This is a genomic window from Candidatus Pelagibacter sp. HIMB1746 (assembly GCF_052047555.1).
Lineage (GTDB): Bacteria > Pseudomonadota > Alphaproteobacteria > Pelagibacterales > Pelagibacteraceae > Pelagibacter.
Genome location: NZ_JBNAJZ010000004.1, coordinates 174868 through 192206, shown reverse-complemented (window position 1 = coordinate 192206; position 17339 = coordinate 174868). Strand labels below are relative to the sequence as shown.

At 29.1% G+C, this 17339-nt stretch carries 16 protein-coding genes and 1 riboswitch; of the genes, 5 read left to right on the top strand and 11 right to left on the bottom strand.

Annotation, left to right across the window (positions count from 1 at the left end):
- Window positions 1–69: 69 nt before the first annotated feature.
- Window positions 70–792, top strand: coding sequence for a bifunctional 2-polyprenyl-6-hydroxyphenol methylase/3-demethylubiquinol 3-O-methyltransferase UbiG (ubiG, locus tag ACTTBM_RS06555; RefSeq protein WP_440613455.1), 723 nt, complete (start codon window positions 70–72; stop codon window positions 790–792).
- Here ubiG and ACTTBM_RS06550 read toward each other — a convergent pair.
- A complete protein-coding gene (locus ACTTBM_RS06550; RefSeq protein ID WP_440635223.1) occupies window positions 789–1217 on the bottom strand; it encodes a DUF1178 family protein in 429 nt (142 codons plus the stop codon). The two genes, ubiG and ACTTBM_RS06550, sit on opposite strands and share 4 nt — an antisense overlap.
- Window positions 1218–1256: 39 nt before the next feature.
- A complete protein-coding gene (argJ, locus tag ACTTBM_RS06545) occupies window positions 1257–2558 on the bottom strand; it encodes a bifunctional glutamate N-acetyltransferase/amino-acid acetyltransferase ArgJ (protein ID WP_440635222.1) in 1302 nt (433 codons plus the stop codon).
- Between the two features lie 65 nt (window positions 2559–2623).
- Here argJ and secA point away from each other — a divergent pair, with 65 nt between their 5' ends.
- Complete coding sequence (gene secA, locus ACTTBM_RS06540; RefSeq protein WP_440635220.1) at window positions 2624–5158, top strand: preprotein translocase subunit SecA; 2535 nt, start codon at window positions 2624–2626, stop codon at window positions 5156–5158.
- 3 nt (window positions 5159–5161) lie between these two features.
- Here the strand turns inward: secA and ACTTBM_RS06535 are convergent, their stop codons facing one another.
- Window positions 5162–6256, bottom strand: a complete 1095-nt coding sequence (locus ACTTBM_RS06535; protein WP_440635219.1) for an acetyl-CoA carboxylase carboxyltransferase subunit alpha — start codon at window positions 6254–6256, stop codon at window positions 5162–5164.
- A 104-nt stretch (window positions 6257–6360) separates the two neighbouring features.
- A riboswitch (glycine riboswitch) is annotated at window positions 6361–6448 on the top strand.
- Window positions 6449–6527: 79 nt separating this feature from the next.
- On the opposite strand from ACTTBM_RS06535, the gene ACTTBM_RS06530 reads away from it, so the two are divergent.
- The gene (locus ACTTBM_RS06530; protein ID WP_440635218.1) at window positions 6528–8690 is read left to right on the top strand and encodes a malate synthase G; all 2163 of its coding nucleotides are present in this window, start codon (window positions 6528–6530) and stop codon (window positions 8688–8690) included.
- On the opposite strand, the gene recR is transcribed toward ACTTBM_RS06530, so the two are convergent.
- From recR to kdsB, 5 genes are all read right to left on the bottom strand, one after another.
- Window positions 8677–9288: a recombination mediator RecR gene (recR, locus tag ACTTBM_RS06525; protein WP_440635217.1), complete on the bottom strand. Its 612-nt coding sequence runs from the start codon at window positions 9286–9288 to the stop codon at window positions 8677–8679. The genes ACTTBM_RS06530 and recR overlap by 14 nt on opposite strands.
- 3 nt (window positions 9289–9291) lie before the next feature.
- The gene (locus ACTTBM_RS06520; RefSeq protein WP_262590178.1) at window positions 9292–9609 is read right to left on the bottom strand and encodes a YbaB/EbfC family nucleoid-associated protein; all 318 of its coding nucleotides are present in this window, start codon (window positions 9607–9609) and stop codon (window positions 9292–9294) included.
- Complete coding sequence (gene dnaX / locus ACTTBM_RS06515; RefSeq protein WP_440635216.1) at window positions 9602–11251, bottom strand: DNA polymerase III subunit gamma/tau; 1650 nt, start codon at window positions 11249–11251, stop codon at window positions 9602–9604. Before dnaX ends, ACTTBM_RS06520 begins: the two co-directional genes overlap by 8 nt.
- 137 nt (window positions 11252–11388) lie before the next feature.
- The gene (locus ACTTBM_RS06510) at window positions 11389–12225 is read right to left on the bottom strand and encodes a prephenate dehydratase domain-containing protein (RefSeq protein ID WP_440635214.1); all 837 of its coding nucleotides are present in this window, start codon (window positions 12223–12225) and stop codon (window positions 11389–11391) included.
- A complete protein-coding gene (kdsB, locus tag ACTTBM_RS06505) occupies window positions 12225–12956 on the bottom strand; it encodes a 3-deoxy-manno-octulosonate cytidylyltransferase (protein WP_440635213.1) in 732 nt (243 codons plus the stop codon). The genes ACTTBM_RS06510 and kdsB overlap by 1 nt, the downstream gene beginning before the upstream one ends.
- Before the next feature lie 93 nt (window positions 12957–13049).
- Between kdsB and ACTTBM_RS06500 the strand changes: the two genes are divergently transcribed.
- The gene (locus tag ACTTBM_RS06500; RefSeq protein ID WP_075505981.1) at window positions 13050–13589 is read left to right on the top strand and encodes a c-type cytochrome; all 540 of its coding nucleotides are present in this window, start codon (window positions 13050–13052) and stop codon (window positions 13587–13589) included.
- Here the strand turns inward: ACTTBM_RS06500 and argF are convergent.
- Together argF and ACTTBM_RS06490 are read right to left on the bottom strand one after the other, a co-directional pair.
- A complete protein-coding gene (gene argF / locus ACTTBM_RS06495) occupies window positions 13581–14510 on the bottom strand; it encodes an ornithine carbamoyltransferase (protein ID WP_440635212.1) in 930 nt (309 codons plus the stop codon). The genes ACTTBM_RS06500 and argF overlap by 9 nt on opposite strands.
- 2 nt (window positions 14511–14512) lie before the next feature.
- Window positions 14513–15679 carry an aspartate aminotransferase family protein gene (locus ACTTBM_RS06490; protein WP_440635211.1) on the bottom strand — a complete coding sequence of 389 codons (1167 nt, stop codon included), beginning with the start codon at window positions 15677–15679 and terminating at the stop codon, window positions 14513–14515.
- A 169-nt stretch (window positions 15680–15848) separates the two neighbouring features.
- Here ACTTBM_RS06490 and ACTTBM_RS06485 point away from each other — a divergent pair, with 169 nt between their 5' ends.
- On the top strand, window positions 15849–16343 hold the full coding sequence (locus ACTTBM_RS06485; protein WP_440635210.1) for a GcrA family cell cycle regulator: 495 nt from the start codon (window positions 15849–15851) through the stop codon (window positions 16341–16343).
- 4 nt (window positions 16344–16347) lie between these two features.
- Here the strand turns inward: ACTTBM_RS06485 and ACTTBM_RS06480 are convergent, their stop codons facing one another.
- Window positions 16348–17331, bottom strand: coding sequence for a complex I NDUFA9 subunit family protein (locus tag ACTTBM_RS06480; RefSeq protein ID WP_440635209.1), 984 nt, complete (start codon window positions 17329–17331; stop codon window positions 16348–16350).
- Window positions 17332–17339: the final 8 nt, after the last annotated feature.

Sequence of the window (17339 nt, the reverse complement as noted above, 5' to 3'; positions counted from 1 at the left end):
TGAATTAATATAATTTAATTATAAATTGATAAAGTACATCTTAATTGTTATGTCAACTAATTATATATTATGAACAGTATTAATAAAAAAGAAATAGAAAAATTTTCAAATATGGCGGCCGAATGGTGGGATCCAGAAGGAAAATTTAAACCTCTTCATAAATTTAATCCTATAAGAATAAAATATATTAAAGAAAATATAGTTAAGGAATTTCAACTTAAAAATAAAAAATATCCTCTTTCTGGAATAAATGTCCTTGATATTGGATGTGGAGGTGGATTGTTATCTGAGCCCATGTGTAGATTAGGAGCTAATGTTACAGCAATCGATGCTTCAAATAAAAATATTGCTATAGCAAACCTACATGCAAAAAAAAACAATCTTAAAATAAACTATATATGTTCATCGCCTGAAAAACTAAAAACTACAAAAAAATTTGATGTAATTTTGAACATGGAGATTGTTGAACATGTTGAGGATGTTGATTTTTTTTTAAAATCATGTGCTAACCTTTTAAAAAAAAATGGATTAATGTTTGTTGCAACTATAAATAAAACCTTAAAATCTTATATATTTGCAATTGTTGGTGCAGAATATGTTTTGAGATGGCTTCCTATTGGCACCCATGAATGGGAAAAGTTTGTTAAGCCTGAGGAATTAAAAAATATTCTAATCAAGAACAATCTAAATCTCAAAAAAATTGATGGAATGAATTTTAACATTCTAAAGGATGAATGGAATGTTTCAAAAGATTTATCAGTAAATTATATTGCTGAATTTAAGAAAAACTAATTTTCTTTTTCATCAACCCAAGGAATTAATTGTGTATCTATGCCCTCTTCTTTGAGCTCTTTAACGTCTTTCTGAGAGGCTTTACCATATATCCCTTTTGTAGGTTTTTTACTATTGTAATGAATAGATCTAGCTTCATATGCAAAATTATCTCCTACATACTTAAAATTATCTTTTATAAACTTTTGATAATTTTTAATTGTTTTTTTAATTTTTTTATACTTCTGAGTATCAAATTTTTCTTCATTTTTAGCTTTTCTACTTATTAGCTGGGGAGCCATTAATGTTTTTTCAACTTTTTCAGAATTACAGTTATGACAGATTAAAAGTTTTTTCTTTTTTAATTTTTCATATTCTGATGAAGAAGAGAACCAACTATCAAACTTTAATTCACAGTCTTTACACAAAAGTTTGTATTTTATCATATCATGGAATTAATTATCAAAATTTATATTTCAATATGTTCAACTTCTATAATCAGCATTAATCTCAATATAATTTTTTGTAAAATCCATAGTAAAAGCAGTAAAGCTTTTAGGACCAGTAAACAAATCTACATTGATGTCTATATTTTCACCTTTCATATATTCCGCTACTAATTTTTCATCGTAGTTCTTGTATAATTTTCCATCCTGAATTATTTGGTAATTTCCAAACTTCAAACCTAATTTATTTAAATTTATTTTTGGTCCTGCTTTTCCTATTGCCATCACTATTCGTCCCCAGTTTGGATCTTCTCCCGCAATAGCTGTTTTTACCAAAGCTGAATTTGCTATTGAGAAAGCAATTGTTTTTGCATCTTGTTCACTTTTGCTTTTATTAATATTTATAGTGACAAATTTTGATGCTCCTTCTCCATCAGAAACTACTCTCTTAGCTAAATTTAACAAAACATTGTTTAATGCTTTGTCGAATTTTTTTAGTTTTATATCATTAATACTTTTAATATTTAAATTGTTTGCTTTATTTGTTGCAAAAATACTAACCATGTCATTTGTGCTAGTGTCCCCATCACATGAGATAGCATTAAATGTATTTGTAATATTTTTTTTTAATAACTTACTTAAAATATCATTCGATAAGTTGGCATCTGTAAATATGTATGCCAAGGTGGTTCCCATGTTTGGAAATATCATACCCGAACCTTTGGCTACACCATAAATTTTTACCTCTTTATCTCCAATTTTACATTGTTCCATCGCAAGTTTTGGTTTTGTATCAGTGGTCATTATTCCTAAGGCTGCTTTCATCCAAAGAAATTTATTTTGTGTATAGTTAATTTTTTTAATCAAGTTTGGAATTTGATCTATAATCTTTTCACATGGAAAGGTTTCACCTATTGTACCTGTGCATCCAAAAATAATTTCTTTTGAAGTAATTTTTTTTGGATAATCTTCATCTTCAACTTGTTTTTTTGATAATTGCTCAGAAGTTAAATCAGCAATCTTTGCTAAACTTTCGTAACCTTGTTTACCTGTGAAAGCATTTGCATTTCTAGTATTTACAATAAGAGAATAAATTTTTTTTGATTTTTGATTTATATTCCATTTAATATTTTCTGAAATAATTTTTGATTGTGTATAGACAGAAGCATGATTTGCACCATCTCTAAAGTAAAACATTACTAAATCATCTCTTTTAGTTTTATATAAATCTGCACTTAGAGCTGAAATAGATAAGCCATCTATATGATCAAGGTCCTGGAAATCCATCATTCTGGTATTTTTTGATTTTGAGGTTAAAAAATTTGTTAAATTAATACCCATGATATTTAAAATAATTGTTTAATACATATATTAAACAATATATTTAAAGAATAAATCAAATAGTCATGTTTAACCCACTTAACCTAATTACAAAATTTATCAAATCTAGTAATCAAAAAGAACTAGATAGAATTGGAAAAATTGTAGAAAAAATAAATTCATACGAGGAACAATTCATAAAATTAAGTGATACAGACTTTCCAAAAAAAACAGTTGAATTTAAAAATCAATTAAAAAATGGAAAAAATTTAGACGAAATTCTACCTGAAGCATTTGCACTAGTAAGGGAAGCTGCAAAAAGAACAAGAAAAGAAAGACACTTTGATGTTCAACTTATTGGGGGAGTAGTTCTTCACGAAGGTAAAATTGCTGAAATGAGAACAGGTGAAGGAAAAACACTCACTATTGCTTTAGCGGCATATTTAAATGCACTTTCTGAAGATGGAGTTCATATAGTAACAGTGAATGATTACTTAGCAAAAAGAGATTCAATGGAAATGGGTCTCATATATAATTTTCTAGGTCTTACTTCTGGATTTATAAATAATGACCAAGATGATCTAGAAAGAAAGAAAAACTACAATTGTGACATTACTTATGCAACTAACAGTGAATTAGGATTTGATTATCTAAGAGATAACATGAAGTTTTCTCAAAAAGAGATGGTTCAAAGATCTCATGTATTTTCAATTGTAGATGAAATAGATTCATGTTTAATTGATGAAGCAAGAACTCCACTTGTAATTTCTGGAGCTGCAGAAGATAAAACTGCTCAATACTTAGCAATAGATAAACTTGTTAAAATTTTAAATAATAAAGATTTTGAAATAGATGAGAAAGAAAAAAGTATACTTTTAACAAACGAGGGTATTAATAATGTTGAAAAACTTTTTTCTAATGCTGGTATATTAAAAAATGATAATTTTTATGATCCAGAAAATCTTCATTTAGTTCACCATGTAAATCAAGCACTCCGTGCAAATCACTTATTTGAAAAAGGAAAGGATTACATAGTTAAAGACGGAGTTCTTAAAATTATAGATGAATTAACTGGTAGAATTCTAGAAGGAAGAAGATTTGGAGATGGACTTCATCAGGCTCTTGAAGCTAAAGAAAAAATTCAGATACAAAATGAAAATCAAACTTTAGCATCAATTACCTATCAAAATTATTTTAAACTATATAAAAAAATATCAGGTTGTACCGGTACTGCAGTCACAGAATCTGAAGAATTTTTTGAAATATATAATCTTTCAGTGGTTGTAATCCCAACAAATAAAGAAATGATCCGAAAGGACTATAATGATTTGATCTTTAGAACTGAAAAAGAAAAAAATGATGCAATAATTAATAAGATCATTGAAAAACATGAAATTGGTCAACCAATTTTGGTTTTCACATCTAGTATCAACAAATCTGAAGTTTATTCTAAATTATTAAATGAAAAAAATATTAAACACGTAGTTTTAAATGCAAAGAACCATGAAAATGAAGCTGAAATTATTGCAAATGCAGGAAAAGAAAAATCTTTGATAATTACAACCAGTATTTCTGGTAGAGGTGTTGACATCCAGCTTGGTGGAAAAAAAGGATCAATTCCTGATGATCAGTTAAAAATAGATAAAGAAAAAATTAAATCTCTAGGTGGTTTATTTGTAATTGGTACAGAAAGAATGGAGTCTAGAAGAGTGGACAATCAAGCAAGAGGAAGAGCTGGACGACAAGGAGATGAGGGTAGTTCTGTCTTTTATGTAAGTTTAGAAGATGATTTGATGAGAATTTTTGGCTCAGAATCTATGAATAATATGCTTGAAAAACTTGGTTTAAAAGATGGCGAAAGTATTGATCACCCTTGGATCAACAAAGCATTAGAAAGAGCTCAGCAGAAAGTTGAAGCCAGAAATTTTGATATCAGAAAAACACTTATCAAATTTGACAATGTTTTAAATGACCAAAGACATGTTGTGTTTTCTCAAAGAAAAAATGCAATGAATAGTGAAAATATTTTTGATTATTCCGATGAATTTTTAAAAGAAATATCAGAAGACTTGATAAAATTAAAAATTCAAAACCTATCTAATCCAAAAAGTAATGAATTTAACAATAAAGTTAGGCAAATTGTTGGGAAAAGTTTTAATGATGCCGAACTTGAAAGTTTGATTTCTGCAAAAGATAATGAACTGAAAGAGCAAATATCCTCAAAATTTAACGAGACACGTAATGAAAGAATTAAAGTTCTAAACGAGCAGCATGCAAAAGAAATTGAAAAAAGAATATTTTTGCAAACAATAGATTTGAATTGGAAATCACATATACAATATTTAGAACAACTTAGACAAGTGATTGGATTAAGATCTTACGGTCAAAGAGATCCTTTAGTTGAATATAAAAAAGAAGCTTTTGATTTATTTTCAAATTTATTAGAAAAACTAAAATTAGACTACGTTACAATTTTAATGAATTTAAAAGTTATAACAGAAGAAAGATCTTCCAATGAGGAAAGAGTAAATCCAAAACCACAAGCCAAAAAAATGGGAAGAAATGAACCTTGCTTCTGTGGATCGGGCAAGAAGTTTAAACATTGCCATGGAGCTTTGTAATTCTTAAAAAAGAAAAAATAAAGAAGCTAAAAATAATAAACCTACACCAATACCATATAATAATTTTTTTGATTTGAAAATGTTATCAAAATTATTTTTCTTAATGGTCAAATTACTTAAATCTTCTACATTGCTCATAAAACCATCATTTCTTCCAATTTTTAAAAATTTATTTTTTCTTTCATTCATTATATCTTCTGACGTCATTTCGTTGTATTGATCTAAATTTGTAGAAATAGATTTTCTAACGTTATCAAGCATCAGGTCTCTATCCCTGTGAGCACCACCTAAAGGTTCTGGGATTATTTCATCAATAACTTTTAATTTTAATAAATCTTTTGCGGAAAGCTTCATTGCTTTTGCCGCATCAAGCATTTTTTTTGGATCTCTCCATAATATAGTTGCACAGCCTTCAGGAGATATAACTGAATAAATAGCATTTTCTAGCATAATAACTTTGTTAGACGATGCTAATGCAATCGCACCACCTGATCCACCTTCACCTATAATTATTGCAATAGTTGGAACCTTAAGTTCCATACAGCATTCAATTGATTTTGCTATTGCCTCAGCTTGACCTCTTTCCTCTGCACCAACACCAGGATAAGCGCCTGGCGTGTCTATAAAAGAGATAATTGGAATTTTAAATTTATTTGCTAAATTCATTAAACGAATAGTTTTTCTATAACCCTCAGGTCGCATCATCCCAAAATTTCTTTGAATTCTGCTATCTAAATCTTCACCCTTTTCTTGACCGATAACTAAAACTGACTGACCATTAAATTTTGCAAAACCAGTAAGTACAGATTTATCTTCACCATAATAACGATCTCCAGATAGAGAAATAAAATCTTCGAATAAATTATCTATGAAAAATTTAGACTTTGGTCTGTCTTCATGTCTTGCAACCATGGTGGTTTGCCATGGATCTAGGTTTGAATATATATCATTTAATTTTTGATCTAACTCAACTTGTGTTTTTGAAATTTTTTGGGTATCCACTTCTGATAATCCCTCTTGATTGTAGGGATCTTTTAATTTTTCCAATTCTGTCTCTAAATCTTTAATCTCAGTTTCAAAATTAAGATAATTTTTCATAATAAGGTTATAGCGGATGGTTAATTCATAAAAAAGGCAATAAAATGATATTTAATTTAAAGTGTAATTGTTATTAATTGACTCTTTTTTAGAAGAGGATACATATTTTATTGTCGGGAGAGACTATTAAATTTAGCACCGAAGGAGCAACCACCCCGGAAACTCTCAGGTAAAAAGGACCGATAGTTGCATAACGCTCTGGAAAGAGAATTAATTCCGCCGAAGGAGCAAAACTCTCAGGCAAAAATACAGATGGGGTAATTTAGGTGATATGCAAGAAAAATATATAAATATTAAAACTTTAAAAGTATCTGAAAAACTTTCTCAATTTATTAGTGACGAGCTATTAAAAGAAACAGATCTATCTGTTGATAATTTTTGGTCAGGGTTCGAGAAAACAGTCAATGAATTAGCACCTAAAAATAAAGAATTAATTAAAGTTAGGGAAGACTTACAGAAACAGATAGACAATTGGCACATAAAAAATAAGGGAAATGAATTTAATTTTTCAGAATATAAAAAATTTTTAACAGAAATTGGTTATTTGAGAGAAGAAGGTGATGATTTTGAAATATCAACTCAAAATGTTGATGAGGAAATAACAAGTATTGCTGGGCCTCAACTTGTTGTACCAGTCATGAATGCGAGATACGCATTAAATGCAGCTAATGCTAGATGGATGAGCTTATACGATAGTCTGTATGGAACAGATGTAATTGAACAATCAGAAGATAGCGTATCTGAAAGATACGATCCGTTAAGAGGTGAGATGGTAATAAAATATGGAAGAGATTTTTTAGATAAATATTTTCCATTAGCAGGATTGAGTTGGCAAAAAATTACAAGTTTTGCGGTTAAGTATGGAAAATTTAAAGCTTTAAAAGGTGCTGATATTTATGATTTAGTAGATGAGAATAAGTTTATTGGTCATAGGGGTGAAGCCGACAACCCGTCTGCTATAATTTTAAAAAATAACAATTTACATATAGAAATTTTAAAAGACTCAAGAGCTTTTGCGGCTCAACAAGATCATGCTGGAATTAGTGACATAATTTTAGAATCTGCGGTATCAACAATATGCGATAACGAAGATAGTGTAGCCGCTGTAGATGCAGAAGATAAAATTGTTTGTTATAGAAATTGGCTAGGTCTGATGAAGGGTGATCTAAAATCAAAATTTGAAAAAGAAGGAAAATTATTTGAAAGAAAACTTAACCCTAACAGAAGCTATATTTCAAAAGATGGAAAAGGTTTAAAGCTTCATGGAAGAAGTTTGCTGCTAGTTAGAAATGTTGGTCACTTAATGACTAATCCATCAATAATTTTAAAAGATGGTAGTGAAGTCCCAGAAGGAATAATGGATGCGTTCATTACTACAGCCGCAGCTCTTCATGATATTAAGAAAAAAACCAATTCAAGAACCGGTTCTATTTATATCGTGAAACCAAAAATGCATGGACCAGATGAAACTGCATTTACTGATTTGCTTTTCTCAAAAGTTGAAGAAGTTTTAGGTTTGCCAAAATATACCTGCAAGATTGGAATAATGGATGAAGAAAGAAGAACCTCAGCTAATTTAAAAGAGTGCATTAGATCGTTAAAAAATAGAGTTTTTTTTATAAATACAGGATTTCTAGACAGAACTGGTGATGAAATGCACACCTCTATGGAAGCTGGTCCAATGATTAAAAAAGGTGACATGAAAACTTCAAAATGGATTACAGCATATGAAAACAATAATGTTGATATTGGTTTAAAATGTGGATTTTCTGGAAAAGCTCAAATTGGAAAAGGAATGTGGGCAATGCCTGATAAAATGAAAGATATGATGGAGCAAAAAACTGGACATTTAAAAGCAGGTGCAAACTGTGCATGGGTTCCATCTCCAACTGCTGCAGCTTTACATTCGCTACATTATCATGAAATAAATATTTTTGATGAACAACAAAAAATTAAAAATAGAGAACAAGCAAAACTTGATGATCTTTTAACAATACCTACAGCTGATAGACCAAATTGGTCTGTAGATGAAATTAATAAAGAAATTTCTAACTCAGCTCAAACTTTATTAGGTTATGTGGTCAGATGGATCGATCAAGGAGTTGGGTGCTCCAAAGTACCGGATATAAATAACGTAGGTTTGATGGAAGATAGAGCCACACTTAGAATTTCATCTCAACATATTGCAAATTGGATACATCATGGAATTACAACAAAAATTCAAGTTGTAGAAATTCTTAAAGACATGGCTAAAATTGTAGATGATCAAAATAAAAACGACTCTAATTACGTAAGAATGAGTGATAACTTTGAAAATTCAATAGCATTTCAAACTGCTTGTGATTTGGTATTTAAAGGAAAAGAACAACCATCTGGTTATACTGAACCTTTACTGCATTTAAATAGACTTAGTAAAAAGTCTAATCTGAATTAGAAACTAAGTTAGACCGATTTTTAAAAGCAGAAAATAAAGTCCCGTCGTCTAAAGTTTCAATTTCACCACCCACAGGTAACCCCTGTGCAAGTTTTGTAATTTTTACATTAGAATTTTTTAAGCTATCTTGAATGTAGTAAGCAGTAGTTTGACCTTCCACAGTTGCACTTGTGGCTAATATTACTTCTTCAATTTTATCTCGATTAACTCTCTCAACCAGTGAATTTACAAGTAAATCTTCTTTTCTTTGACCTACTGATGAAATGGTACCTCCCAGAATATGAAAATATCCCTGATAGATATTTGAATTTTCAATCGACCATTGATCAGCAATGTCTTCTACAACACAAATCTTTGAATATTTATTTTTTGTATTTTCACAATTTATACATCCAGTTGAAATTGACTTAAGTGAACCACAAGAATTACATCTAGTTACATTTTTATAAAGTTGAGCCAATGTATTTGCCATTGGTTTTACTAATTCATCACGGTTATTAATAAGTTTTAAAACAATCCTTTTGGCAGATTTTGGCCCCAAACCTGGAAGCTTTGAAATTAATTTTATTAATTCCTCAATCTCGTTAATATTTTGCATCTACTATAGTGGCCACTTAAAACCAGGTATTCCAAATCCGCCTGTAGCTTTTGATATCTCTTCTGATGTTTTCGACTTTAATTGTGATTTGGCGTTATTATGCGCAGCTACAATTAAATCTTCTATTATTGATTTGTCTTCTTTCATTATTTCATCTGATAGTTTAATTGATTGCATTTCACCTTCTCCATCCAAGACTATTTTTGCTGAATTTGAGCCAGAAACACCTTCTACTCTAATTTCCTTAATTTTTTGCTGACTCTCTTTCATTTTTGCTTCAAGTTCTTTTGCTTTGTCTAATATTTTATTAAAATCAGTCATTATCTTTATCCTCATTAGTTATCGATTTAACATCTACCAGTTCGGCATCGGGAAAATTTTCCATAAAGTTTTTATAAAGTTCAGTTTGTTTAGCTTTTTCAATTAATATTTTTTTTTCATTTTGCTTCTTTTCTCTAATTGAGAGATCTCCTTTTGACTTACTAAGTGTGATAATCCATCTTTCTTTTGTCCATTCAAAGAGCTTTAAGGAAAGATCTTTTACAAAATCTTTATCAAGGCTGTCATTAAATGAAATCTCAATTCTATTTTTTTCAAATTTAACCAAATTGACATTTTTCTCTAATTCAAATTTAAGTTTTAATTCTCTTTTACTTGTGCAAATAGCAATTAATTCATCAAAAGAATTAATTTGAGTTTGGACTTCTGCTTTAACTTCAGTTTGTATTTCAGGTTTCTTTTTTTCTTCTTGAGAAATATTTTTTATTTGATCAATAATTTTAGTCTCAGTTTTTGTTTCAACTTTAATAGTTGAATTTTCTTCTTTAGGTTTTGTATCTATTTGTTTAACTTGTTTTACAGAACTTAAGTGCATTAATCTAATTAAAAACATCTCAATTGATAAATGTTGATTTGACACAATGTCTAATTCTTCTAATGACTTGATAGAAAATTGCCAAAATAAAATTAATACATCTGGTTGAATCTGATTAGAAATATTTTTTATTTTGTTAAATTCTTCATCATTAAGAGAAAAATTTGTGCTTTCTAAAGTAAGAGAATTAATATTTTTAAAGTAATATAATAGCTCTAAAAAATCATTTAAAAATATTTTTGGTTCAACTCCTTGATCATATATTTTTCTATAAATTTTTATTACCTTTTCTTCTTCTCCTCTTAATATCAATTCAAATAAATCAATTAATTGTGATTTATCAAAATAACCAAAAATTTTTTGAGCAGAATTTAAATCTAGTTCTTTATCATTATCTAAACTTAATAACGCTCTATCTAATAGAGAAAGTGCATCTCTTACTGAGCCTTCAGATATCTTTACAATTAATTTTAGAGCGTCATCCGTAACTTTTCCGTTTTCTTTATCTTTAATTTTTTTTATAAAATCTAACAGTTCAGAAGATTTAATCCTTGAAAGATCAAAACGCTGACACCTTGAAACGACTGTTATAGGTATCTTTTTTATTTCTGTTGTGGCAAATATAAATTTTAAATATGAAGGTGGTTCTTCCAATGTTTTTAGTAAAGCATTAAAAGCTTGTTTACTTAACATATGAACTTCATCGATTATAAAAATTTTGTACTTTGCTGAAGTAGGTCCGTATCTAGAAAACTCAATTAGATCTCTAACATCATCAACTCCTGTCTTGCTGGCCGCATCCATTTCAAGTACATCAATGTGACTTGAGTTTGCAATCGACTGACAATTTTCACACAAATTATCAATGCACATTTTTTCAATACCATTTGAGCAATTCAAGGCTTTTGCTACAATTCTTGCGGTTGTAGTTTTTCCAATCCCTCTAATTCCAGTAAACAAATATGCATTAGGTACTTTGTCAGCTTTTATTGAATTTATAATTGTTTCAGCAACAACTTCTTGACCAATAAGATCATCAAATATTTGAGGTCTATATTTAAGAGCTAGAACTTTAGAATTGTTATTCATAATTTTTTAAGGAGACTAGAACCTGAATAACTGTCTCTACGACTGCTTCCGTTAAGATCTGGTCGGGTTCAAGCAGCATCCACCTCTAGCCTCCAAATCTATTATAGCAGTTAAAATTTCTATTCTACAAGAAAAGATTATTGTTTTTTTTGTCTCAAACTATCGGCTTCAAAAACACCTAGGACGTGAAAATCCTCACAATGTAAACCTAGCTCTTCAAGAGATTTTTGAACTTTTGGATCTTCAATATGTCCATCTAAATCACATAAGAAAAAATAAGAGTCGAAAGAATTTTTTTCAGGGTAACTTTGAAGCTTAGTAAGATTTACTCCATTGATAGCAAATCCTCCAAGCGATTGATAAAGAGCTGCAGGTTTACTTTTAAGTTTAAATAAAAATGAAGTTATATATTTTTTATTTCCAAACTCAGGTTGAGATATATTTTTTCCCATAACAAGAAATCGTGTTAAATTTCCACTCTCGTTTTCTATATTTTTTTTAATGACATCAAGATTATAAATTTCAGCACTTAGAGATGATGCTATTGCTGCCTGTTTTTTGTCTTTTGTTTTAGAAATCATTTCGGCTGATCCAGCTGTATCTGCTCTTATATGTTCAGCAATATTATTTTCTTTTATGAAATTTGAACATTGCGACAAACCCTGTGCATGAGAATAAACTTCTTTTATATCAGACAGTTTAGCTCCCTGTTGACCTAATAAATTATGTTCGATTTTTTGAAAGTGCTCTCTGTAAATATTCAACCTATGCTTAAATATTAAATATTCAATTCCTATATTTCCTGTAATTCTATTAGACTCTGGAATTATTATTCTGCAATCAGGTTCTTCTGAAGCTTTATTAAAACAGTCATCAAAAGTTTTACAAGGTAAAATTTCAGCATCAGGGTCGATTGATAATGCTGCTAAATGAGAATAAGCTCCAAATGTTCCTTGAAAATATATTTTACCCATCAGGACTTATATTCCATTATTTTTTTTAAGGCCAGATAATCTTCCTGTGTATCAACTCCTATAGGGGCTTTGCTTGCTAGAGCAACATTTATTTTGATATTATTGTCTAGAGCTCGAAGTTGTTCTAATTTATTTTCAATTTCATTTTTAGATTGTTCTAATTCAACAAAGTTTTTAAGAATTTGTGATGAATAACAGTATATCCCAATATGGTGATAAATATTTAAAGCATCTTGAGATTTCCTTAAGAATGTTTTTGCTTTAGAAAATGGGTCATCTTCTAAATTATTTTCAGTAATAACTTTAACTATATTCTCATTTGCTAAATCTGATTTATTCTCAATTTTAGCAGCAAGGGTTCCTATTTTTGCTTTGTGAGCTATCATCATCTGGTTCAAATTTACAATATCCTGAATATTTATTGCTGGCTCGTCACCCTGTAGGTTCATTATAAAATCAATATTATCTAAGTTGAGTTTTTCATAAGCTTCATATATTCGGTCTGTACCAGTTTTATGTTTATTGCTTGTTAAAATAGCATTTCCTCCATTATTTTTAACATCATTGACAATCTCTTGATCCTCTGCTGCAACAATTACCTCCCCAATATTTGCTTCTTTTGCCTTATTAAATACATGTGAAATAATTGAAATATCATTGATTTTTAATAATGGTTTTCCTGGAAGCCTAGTTGCGGATAATCTAGAGGGTATAATTATAAGAGTTTTCATCAGTCACTAATTAAAATAGAGGCAAATTTGTACATTAAATTTTAGTCAAATTTTAATTTATCATGTTATACGTTCAAAATTAAATTTATAAAAATGGATTCTTTTGAAATTAACAAAATTGTAGCTGCAGTTCTAATGGTAGCACTTCTTGTTATTGGTATAGGAAAATTATCTGATGTAATTTTTCATGTAGAAAAACCAGAAACTCCAGGTTACACGGTGGAAGTTGAACAAGTGTCTACTGCATCATCTTCTACAACAACTACTGCAGAAGAAAAAGTCGACATTGCTGCATTAATGGCTATGGGAGATATAGCAAGTGGAGAAAAAATATTCAAAAAGTGTGCAGCCTGTCACTCAATAATTAAAGGTGGAAAAAATGCTATAGGTCCAGCTTTATATAATGTCGTTGGAAGAAAAGTTGGAGCAGTTGAAGATTATAAATATTCAAAAGCATTAGCTGCATATGAAAAAGAATGGACATTTGAAGAGCTAAATGGATTTCTAAAAAAACCTGCTAAATATATTAAAGGTACAAAAATGGCTTATGCAGGTTTAAGAAAAGAAGCAGATAGAGCGTCTGTAATTAAGTATCTAAATGAAAATTCAGATAGCCCAGTTCCACTACCTTAATTTTCCAAAACAATACAACAATATACTTTTTTGAACGTGAACTCTATTAAGAGCTTGTACCCATACATGAGATTTATTTCCTAAGAAAATATCCTCAGAAACTTCATTCCCTCTAGGCAGACAATGTAAAAAAATACATTTCTTATTTGCAAAACTCATTAATTTTTTATCAATTTTAAATTTTTTAAATGCTTGAATTTTTTTCTTCTTATTAACTTTATCATTTAAAGAAATAACTTTATCAGAAAAAATTACATCAGCTCCACTGGCAGCTTTTTTTGGATCATTATAAATATAAATTTTTCTCTTATTTTTTTTAACCCAATTTCTCACTTCTTTTCCTGGTTCAAAATTTTTAGGACAACCAATGCTTAATTTGAAAGAAAATTTAACTGAAGCAGCTATTAAACTATCCAAAACGTTATTTGAGTCTCCAATCCAGCAAATATTTAATTTAGAAATAGGTTTTTTTGTAATCTCTTCAACTGTAAAAACATCTGAAAGAACTTGAGTTGGATGAGAGGACGGGCTCAAACCATTAATGACCGGAATAGATAAATATTTTTTAAAATCCTCAATTTTTTTATCACTATCTGTTCTCAACATAAATCCATCACCATAAGTTGATAGAACCTTCGCTGTATCTGATATACTTTCGCCACCTTGCCCTAAATGAAGTTCATTGGATCTAAGTGTTACAGTGCCTCCTCCAAGCTGTTTTATTGCTAAATAAAAGCTCATTCTTGTTCTCAGGCTTGGTTTTTCAAACATTTGGATCAAAATTTTACCTTTTAATGGAGCTCCTCTATCTATCTCTAGAGTATTGAGTTTTTTTCTAGAACTTTTTCTTTTTTTTGCATCAGTAATTATTTTTCTTAAATCTTTACTAGGAATATCTTTCAAATTTACAAAATGTTTCATAACTATTTAAATTCACTACAAACTTTATTTATAATTTTTAAAGCTTCATCAAGCTCACTTTTTTTGACATTAAGAGGTGGTAAAACTCTGACTACATTTTCTGCAGCACGAATAGTTAATAATTTATTTTCCATTAATTTTTTAATAAAATTTGTCTGATCTTGATGCAGCTGTATTCCAATTAAAAAACCTCTTCCTCTTATTTGTTTAATAATACTAGGATATTTTTCCTTAATTTTATTTAAGTTTGTTATGAAATATTTAGACAATTTTTTTACATTATTTAAAAACTTTTTATTTGAAACTATATCCATTACTTTATTTCCAACTGACATGGCGAGCGGATTTCCACCAAATGTTGAGCCATGGGTTCCTGGAACCATTCCGACAGAAACTTTTTTATTCATAAGAACAGCTCCTATTGGAAATCCACCTCCGATTCCTTTGGCTATTGGGACTATGTCTGGTTTCACTTTAGATTTTTCAAATGCAAAAAAATCTCCTGATCTGCCTATTCCACATTGAACTTCATCTAGAATTAAAAGAATTTTTTTCTTATCACATAATTTTCTGAGCTCTCTTAAACAGAAGTCTGGAATAACTTTTATCCCTCCCTCCCCCATTATTGTTTCAACCATTATACCTGCAGTATCTTTTGTAATTTTTTTTTCTAATGATTTATGGTCTCCAAAAGTAAAGTGATCAAATCCTTTTACTTTAGGACCAAATCCTTCTGTCATTTTCTTGGATCCGCTCGCATAAATTGCAGCTAATGTTCTTCCATGAAATGAATTTTTAATGCAAAGAATTCTATTTTTATTTGGTTTACCTATTGAAAAAAAATATCTTCTAGCAACTTTAATAGCTGCTTCAGTAGCTTCTGCGCCACTATTTTGAAACATCACATAATCAGCGAATGTTTTTTTACATAGTTTTTTTGCTAGATTTTCTCCTTCAGGAATTTGAAAAGCATTTGATACATGCCAAAGCTTTTTTGATTGGTTGTTTATAGTTTTGATTAAACTTGGATGAGCATGACCTAAAGAATTAACTGCAATACCCATCACAAAATCAAGATATTTTTTTCCATCAGTAGAGTAAAGATAGCTTCCCTTTCCATACTTAAATGAAATTTTTTTTCTATTATAATTTTTTGCTAAATTGCTCATAAATTAAATTTGTTTTATAAATTTTATTTCATAGATACAAGTTATGATTGAAAAACTAATTTTATTTGAGCTAGGCTTTTATTGTTGATAACTCTAATTTTTTGATTGTTTAAATTAAATCAATAACAGTATATTGTCGTTTTATAAATAAGTAGCACAACATATAGATATGAGCTGGACTGAAGAAAAAGTTTCAAAATTAAAGGAATTGTGGGGCAAAGGTAATACAGCTAGCCAAATAGCTGAAATTATAGGCGGCATAAGTCGTAACGCTGTAATTGGTAAAGCTCATAGATTAAATCTTTCAGCAAAAATCAAAACTAGAACTGCTACTTCTAATAAAAATTTTGAAAATTCAATTGAGCAAAATAACGTTCAATCAAAAAGAGGCCGTAAAAGTAAATTTAAATCATTAATTATTGAAAAAGATTTTGAACCAGAAAATCCTAAACAATTAGAAGAACTGGATGAGAATTTATGCAAGTGGCCAATAGGTCATCCAGATGAAAAAGAATTTTATTTTTGTGGCAGATCCTCTTTAAAAGATTTCTCTTATTGTAAACTTCATTTACTTTATGCTTATCAACCAAAAGGTAAAAAGGAAGAAGTTACAGAAAAAGAGGAAGTTCCAGAATTTATTGAAAAAAAAATTCAATCCGCTTAAAATTTTAAGTAGTTTTAATATCTATATTATCTGAATTGTATTTTTCTGTGGAAAATTGTCCACCTTCTCTCCACATATAACAATATTTTTTAACTTCTTTATCAAAGTATCTCAAACTTGGCACACCAATTTCTGAATTTGATTTATATTTTCCAGATAGAACATTATCATATTTTAGAAGTTTCAATTGATCTCTGGTCAAAAGTGGTTTTGGCATTATTTCGAAAAATCTCGCTGACATTTGTGCTAATGGTAAAGGCATTGGTATCAATAATCTTTTCTTTCCCATTAAATTTAATAATTTTTCTAATATTTCTTTAAATGAAATTGTTTCTGGACCGACGCATTCAATTATTTTGGAATTAACATTATTGGAAATTACATTAAAAATAACATCTGTTAAATCAGAGCAATGAATTGGTGCAAACTTGGTTTTACCTTCATAGTAAAGTGGAAATATTGGTAATCTATTTAAAAGTGTCATAAAATTTGTTGTAAAATTATCATCTACTGAATAAACGATAGATGGTCTTATAATTGTAGCTAGAGGAAAATTTTTTAAAATTTTTTCCTCCCCTTCTAATTTACTTTTAGCATAATCAGAATCTGTTGCCTTGTTTATTCCAAGAGCTGATAGATGAATTAAATGTTTAAGTTTATATTCTTTTGAAAGTTTAGATAACAAAGAGGGAAAAACACTGTGAATATTTTTAAATGTATTTCCTTTTTTTGACTCGAATAAGATACCAATTAAATTTATACATATGTCCGCTTTTTCAAAAAGCTTTCTAAGTTTTTGTTCTTCAAAAATATTTGATTCTACAATATCTATATAGCCTGCATTTGCTTGGGTTTTAATGATGTAGCTTTTTTGATGAATATTTCTTGTTACAACAGTTACCTGATAATTATTTTTTGTGAGCTTCCTAATTAAATTTCGACCGATTTGACCACTTCCACCAAAAATTAGACAATTTTTTGCTTTCATATATATAT

Coding starts and splice junctions, on each gene's coding strand:
- ubiG (WP_440613455.1), top strand. CDS start 70: ATGAACAGTATTAATAAAAAAGAAATAGAAAAATTTTCAAATATGGCG.
- ACTTBM_RS06550 (WP_440635223.1), bottom strand. CDS start 1,217: ATGATAAAATACAAACTTTTGTGTAAAGACTGTGAATTAAAGTTTGAT.
- argJ (WP_440635222.1), bottom strand. CDS start 2,558: ATGGGTATTAATTTAACAAATTTTTTAACCTCAAAATCAAAAAATACC.
- secA (WP_440635220.1), top strand. CDS start 2,624: ATGTTTAACCCACTTAACCTAATTACAAAATTTATCAAATCTAGTAAT.
- ACTTBM_RS06535 (WP_440635219.1), bottom strand. CDS start 6,256: ATGAAAAATTATCTTAATTTTGAAACTGAGATTAAAGATTTAGAGACA.
- ACTTBM_RS06530 (WP_440635218.1), top strand. CDS start 6,528: ATGCAAGAAAAATATATAAATATTAAAACTTTAAAAGTATCTGAAAAA.
- recR (WP_440635217.1), bottom strand. CDS start 9,288: ATGCAAAATATTAACGAGATTGAGGAATTAATAAAATTAATTTCAAAG.
- ACTTBM_RS06520 (WP_262590178.1), bottom strand. CDS start 9,609: ATGACTGATTTTAATAAAATATTAGACAAAGCAAAAGAACTTGAAGCA.
- dnaX (WP_440635216.1), bottom strand. CDS start 11,251: ATGAATAACAATTCTAAAGTTCTAGCTCTTAAATATAGACCTCAAATA.
- ACTTBM_RS06510 (WP_440635214.1), bottom strand. CDS start 12,225: ATGGGTAAAATATATTTTCAAGGAACATTTGGAGCTTATTCTCATTTA.
- kdsB (WP_440635213.1), bottom strand. CDS start 12,956: ATGAAAACTCTTATAATTATACCCTCTAGATTATCCGCAACTAGGCTT.
- ACTTBM_RS06500 (WP_075505981.1), top strand. CDS start 13,050: ATGGATTCTTTTGAAATTAACAAAATTGTAGCTGCAGTTCTAATGGTA.
- argF (WP_440635212.1), bottom strand. CDS start 14,510: ATGAAACATTTTGTAAATTTGAAAGATATTCCTAGTAAAGATTTAAGA.
- ACTTBM_RS06490 (WP_440635211.1), bottom strand. CDS start 15,679: ATGAGCAATTTAGCAAAAAATTATAATAGAAAAAAAATTTCATTTAAG.
- ACTTBM_RS06485 (WP_440635210.1), top strand. CDS start 15,849: ATGAGCTGGACTGAAGAAAAAGTTTCAAAATTAAAGGAATTGTGGGGC.
- ACTTBM_RS06480 (WP_440635209.1), bottom strand. CDS start 17,331: ATGAAAGCAAAAAATTGTCTAATTTTTGGTGGAAGTGGTCAAATCGGT.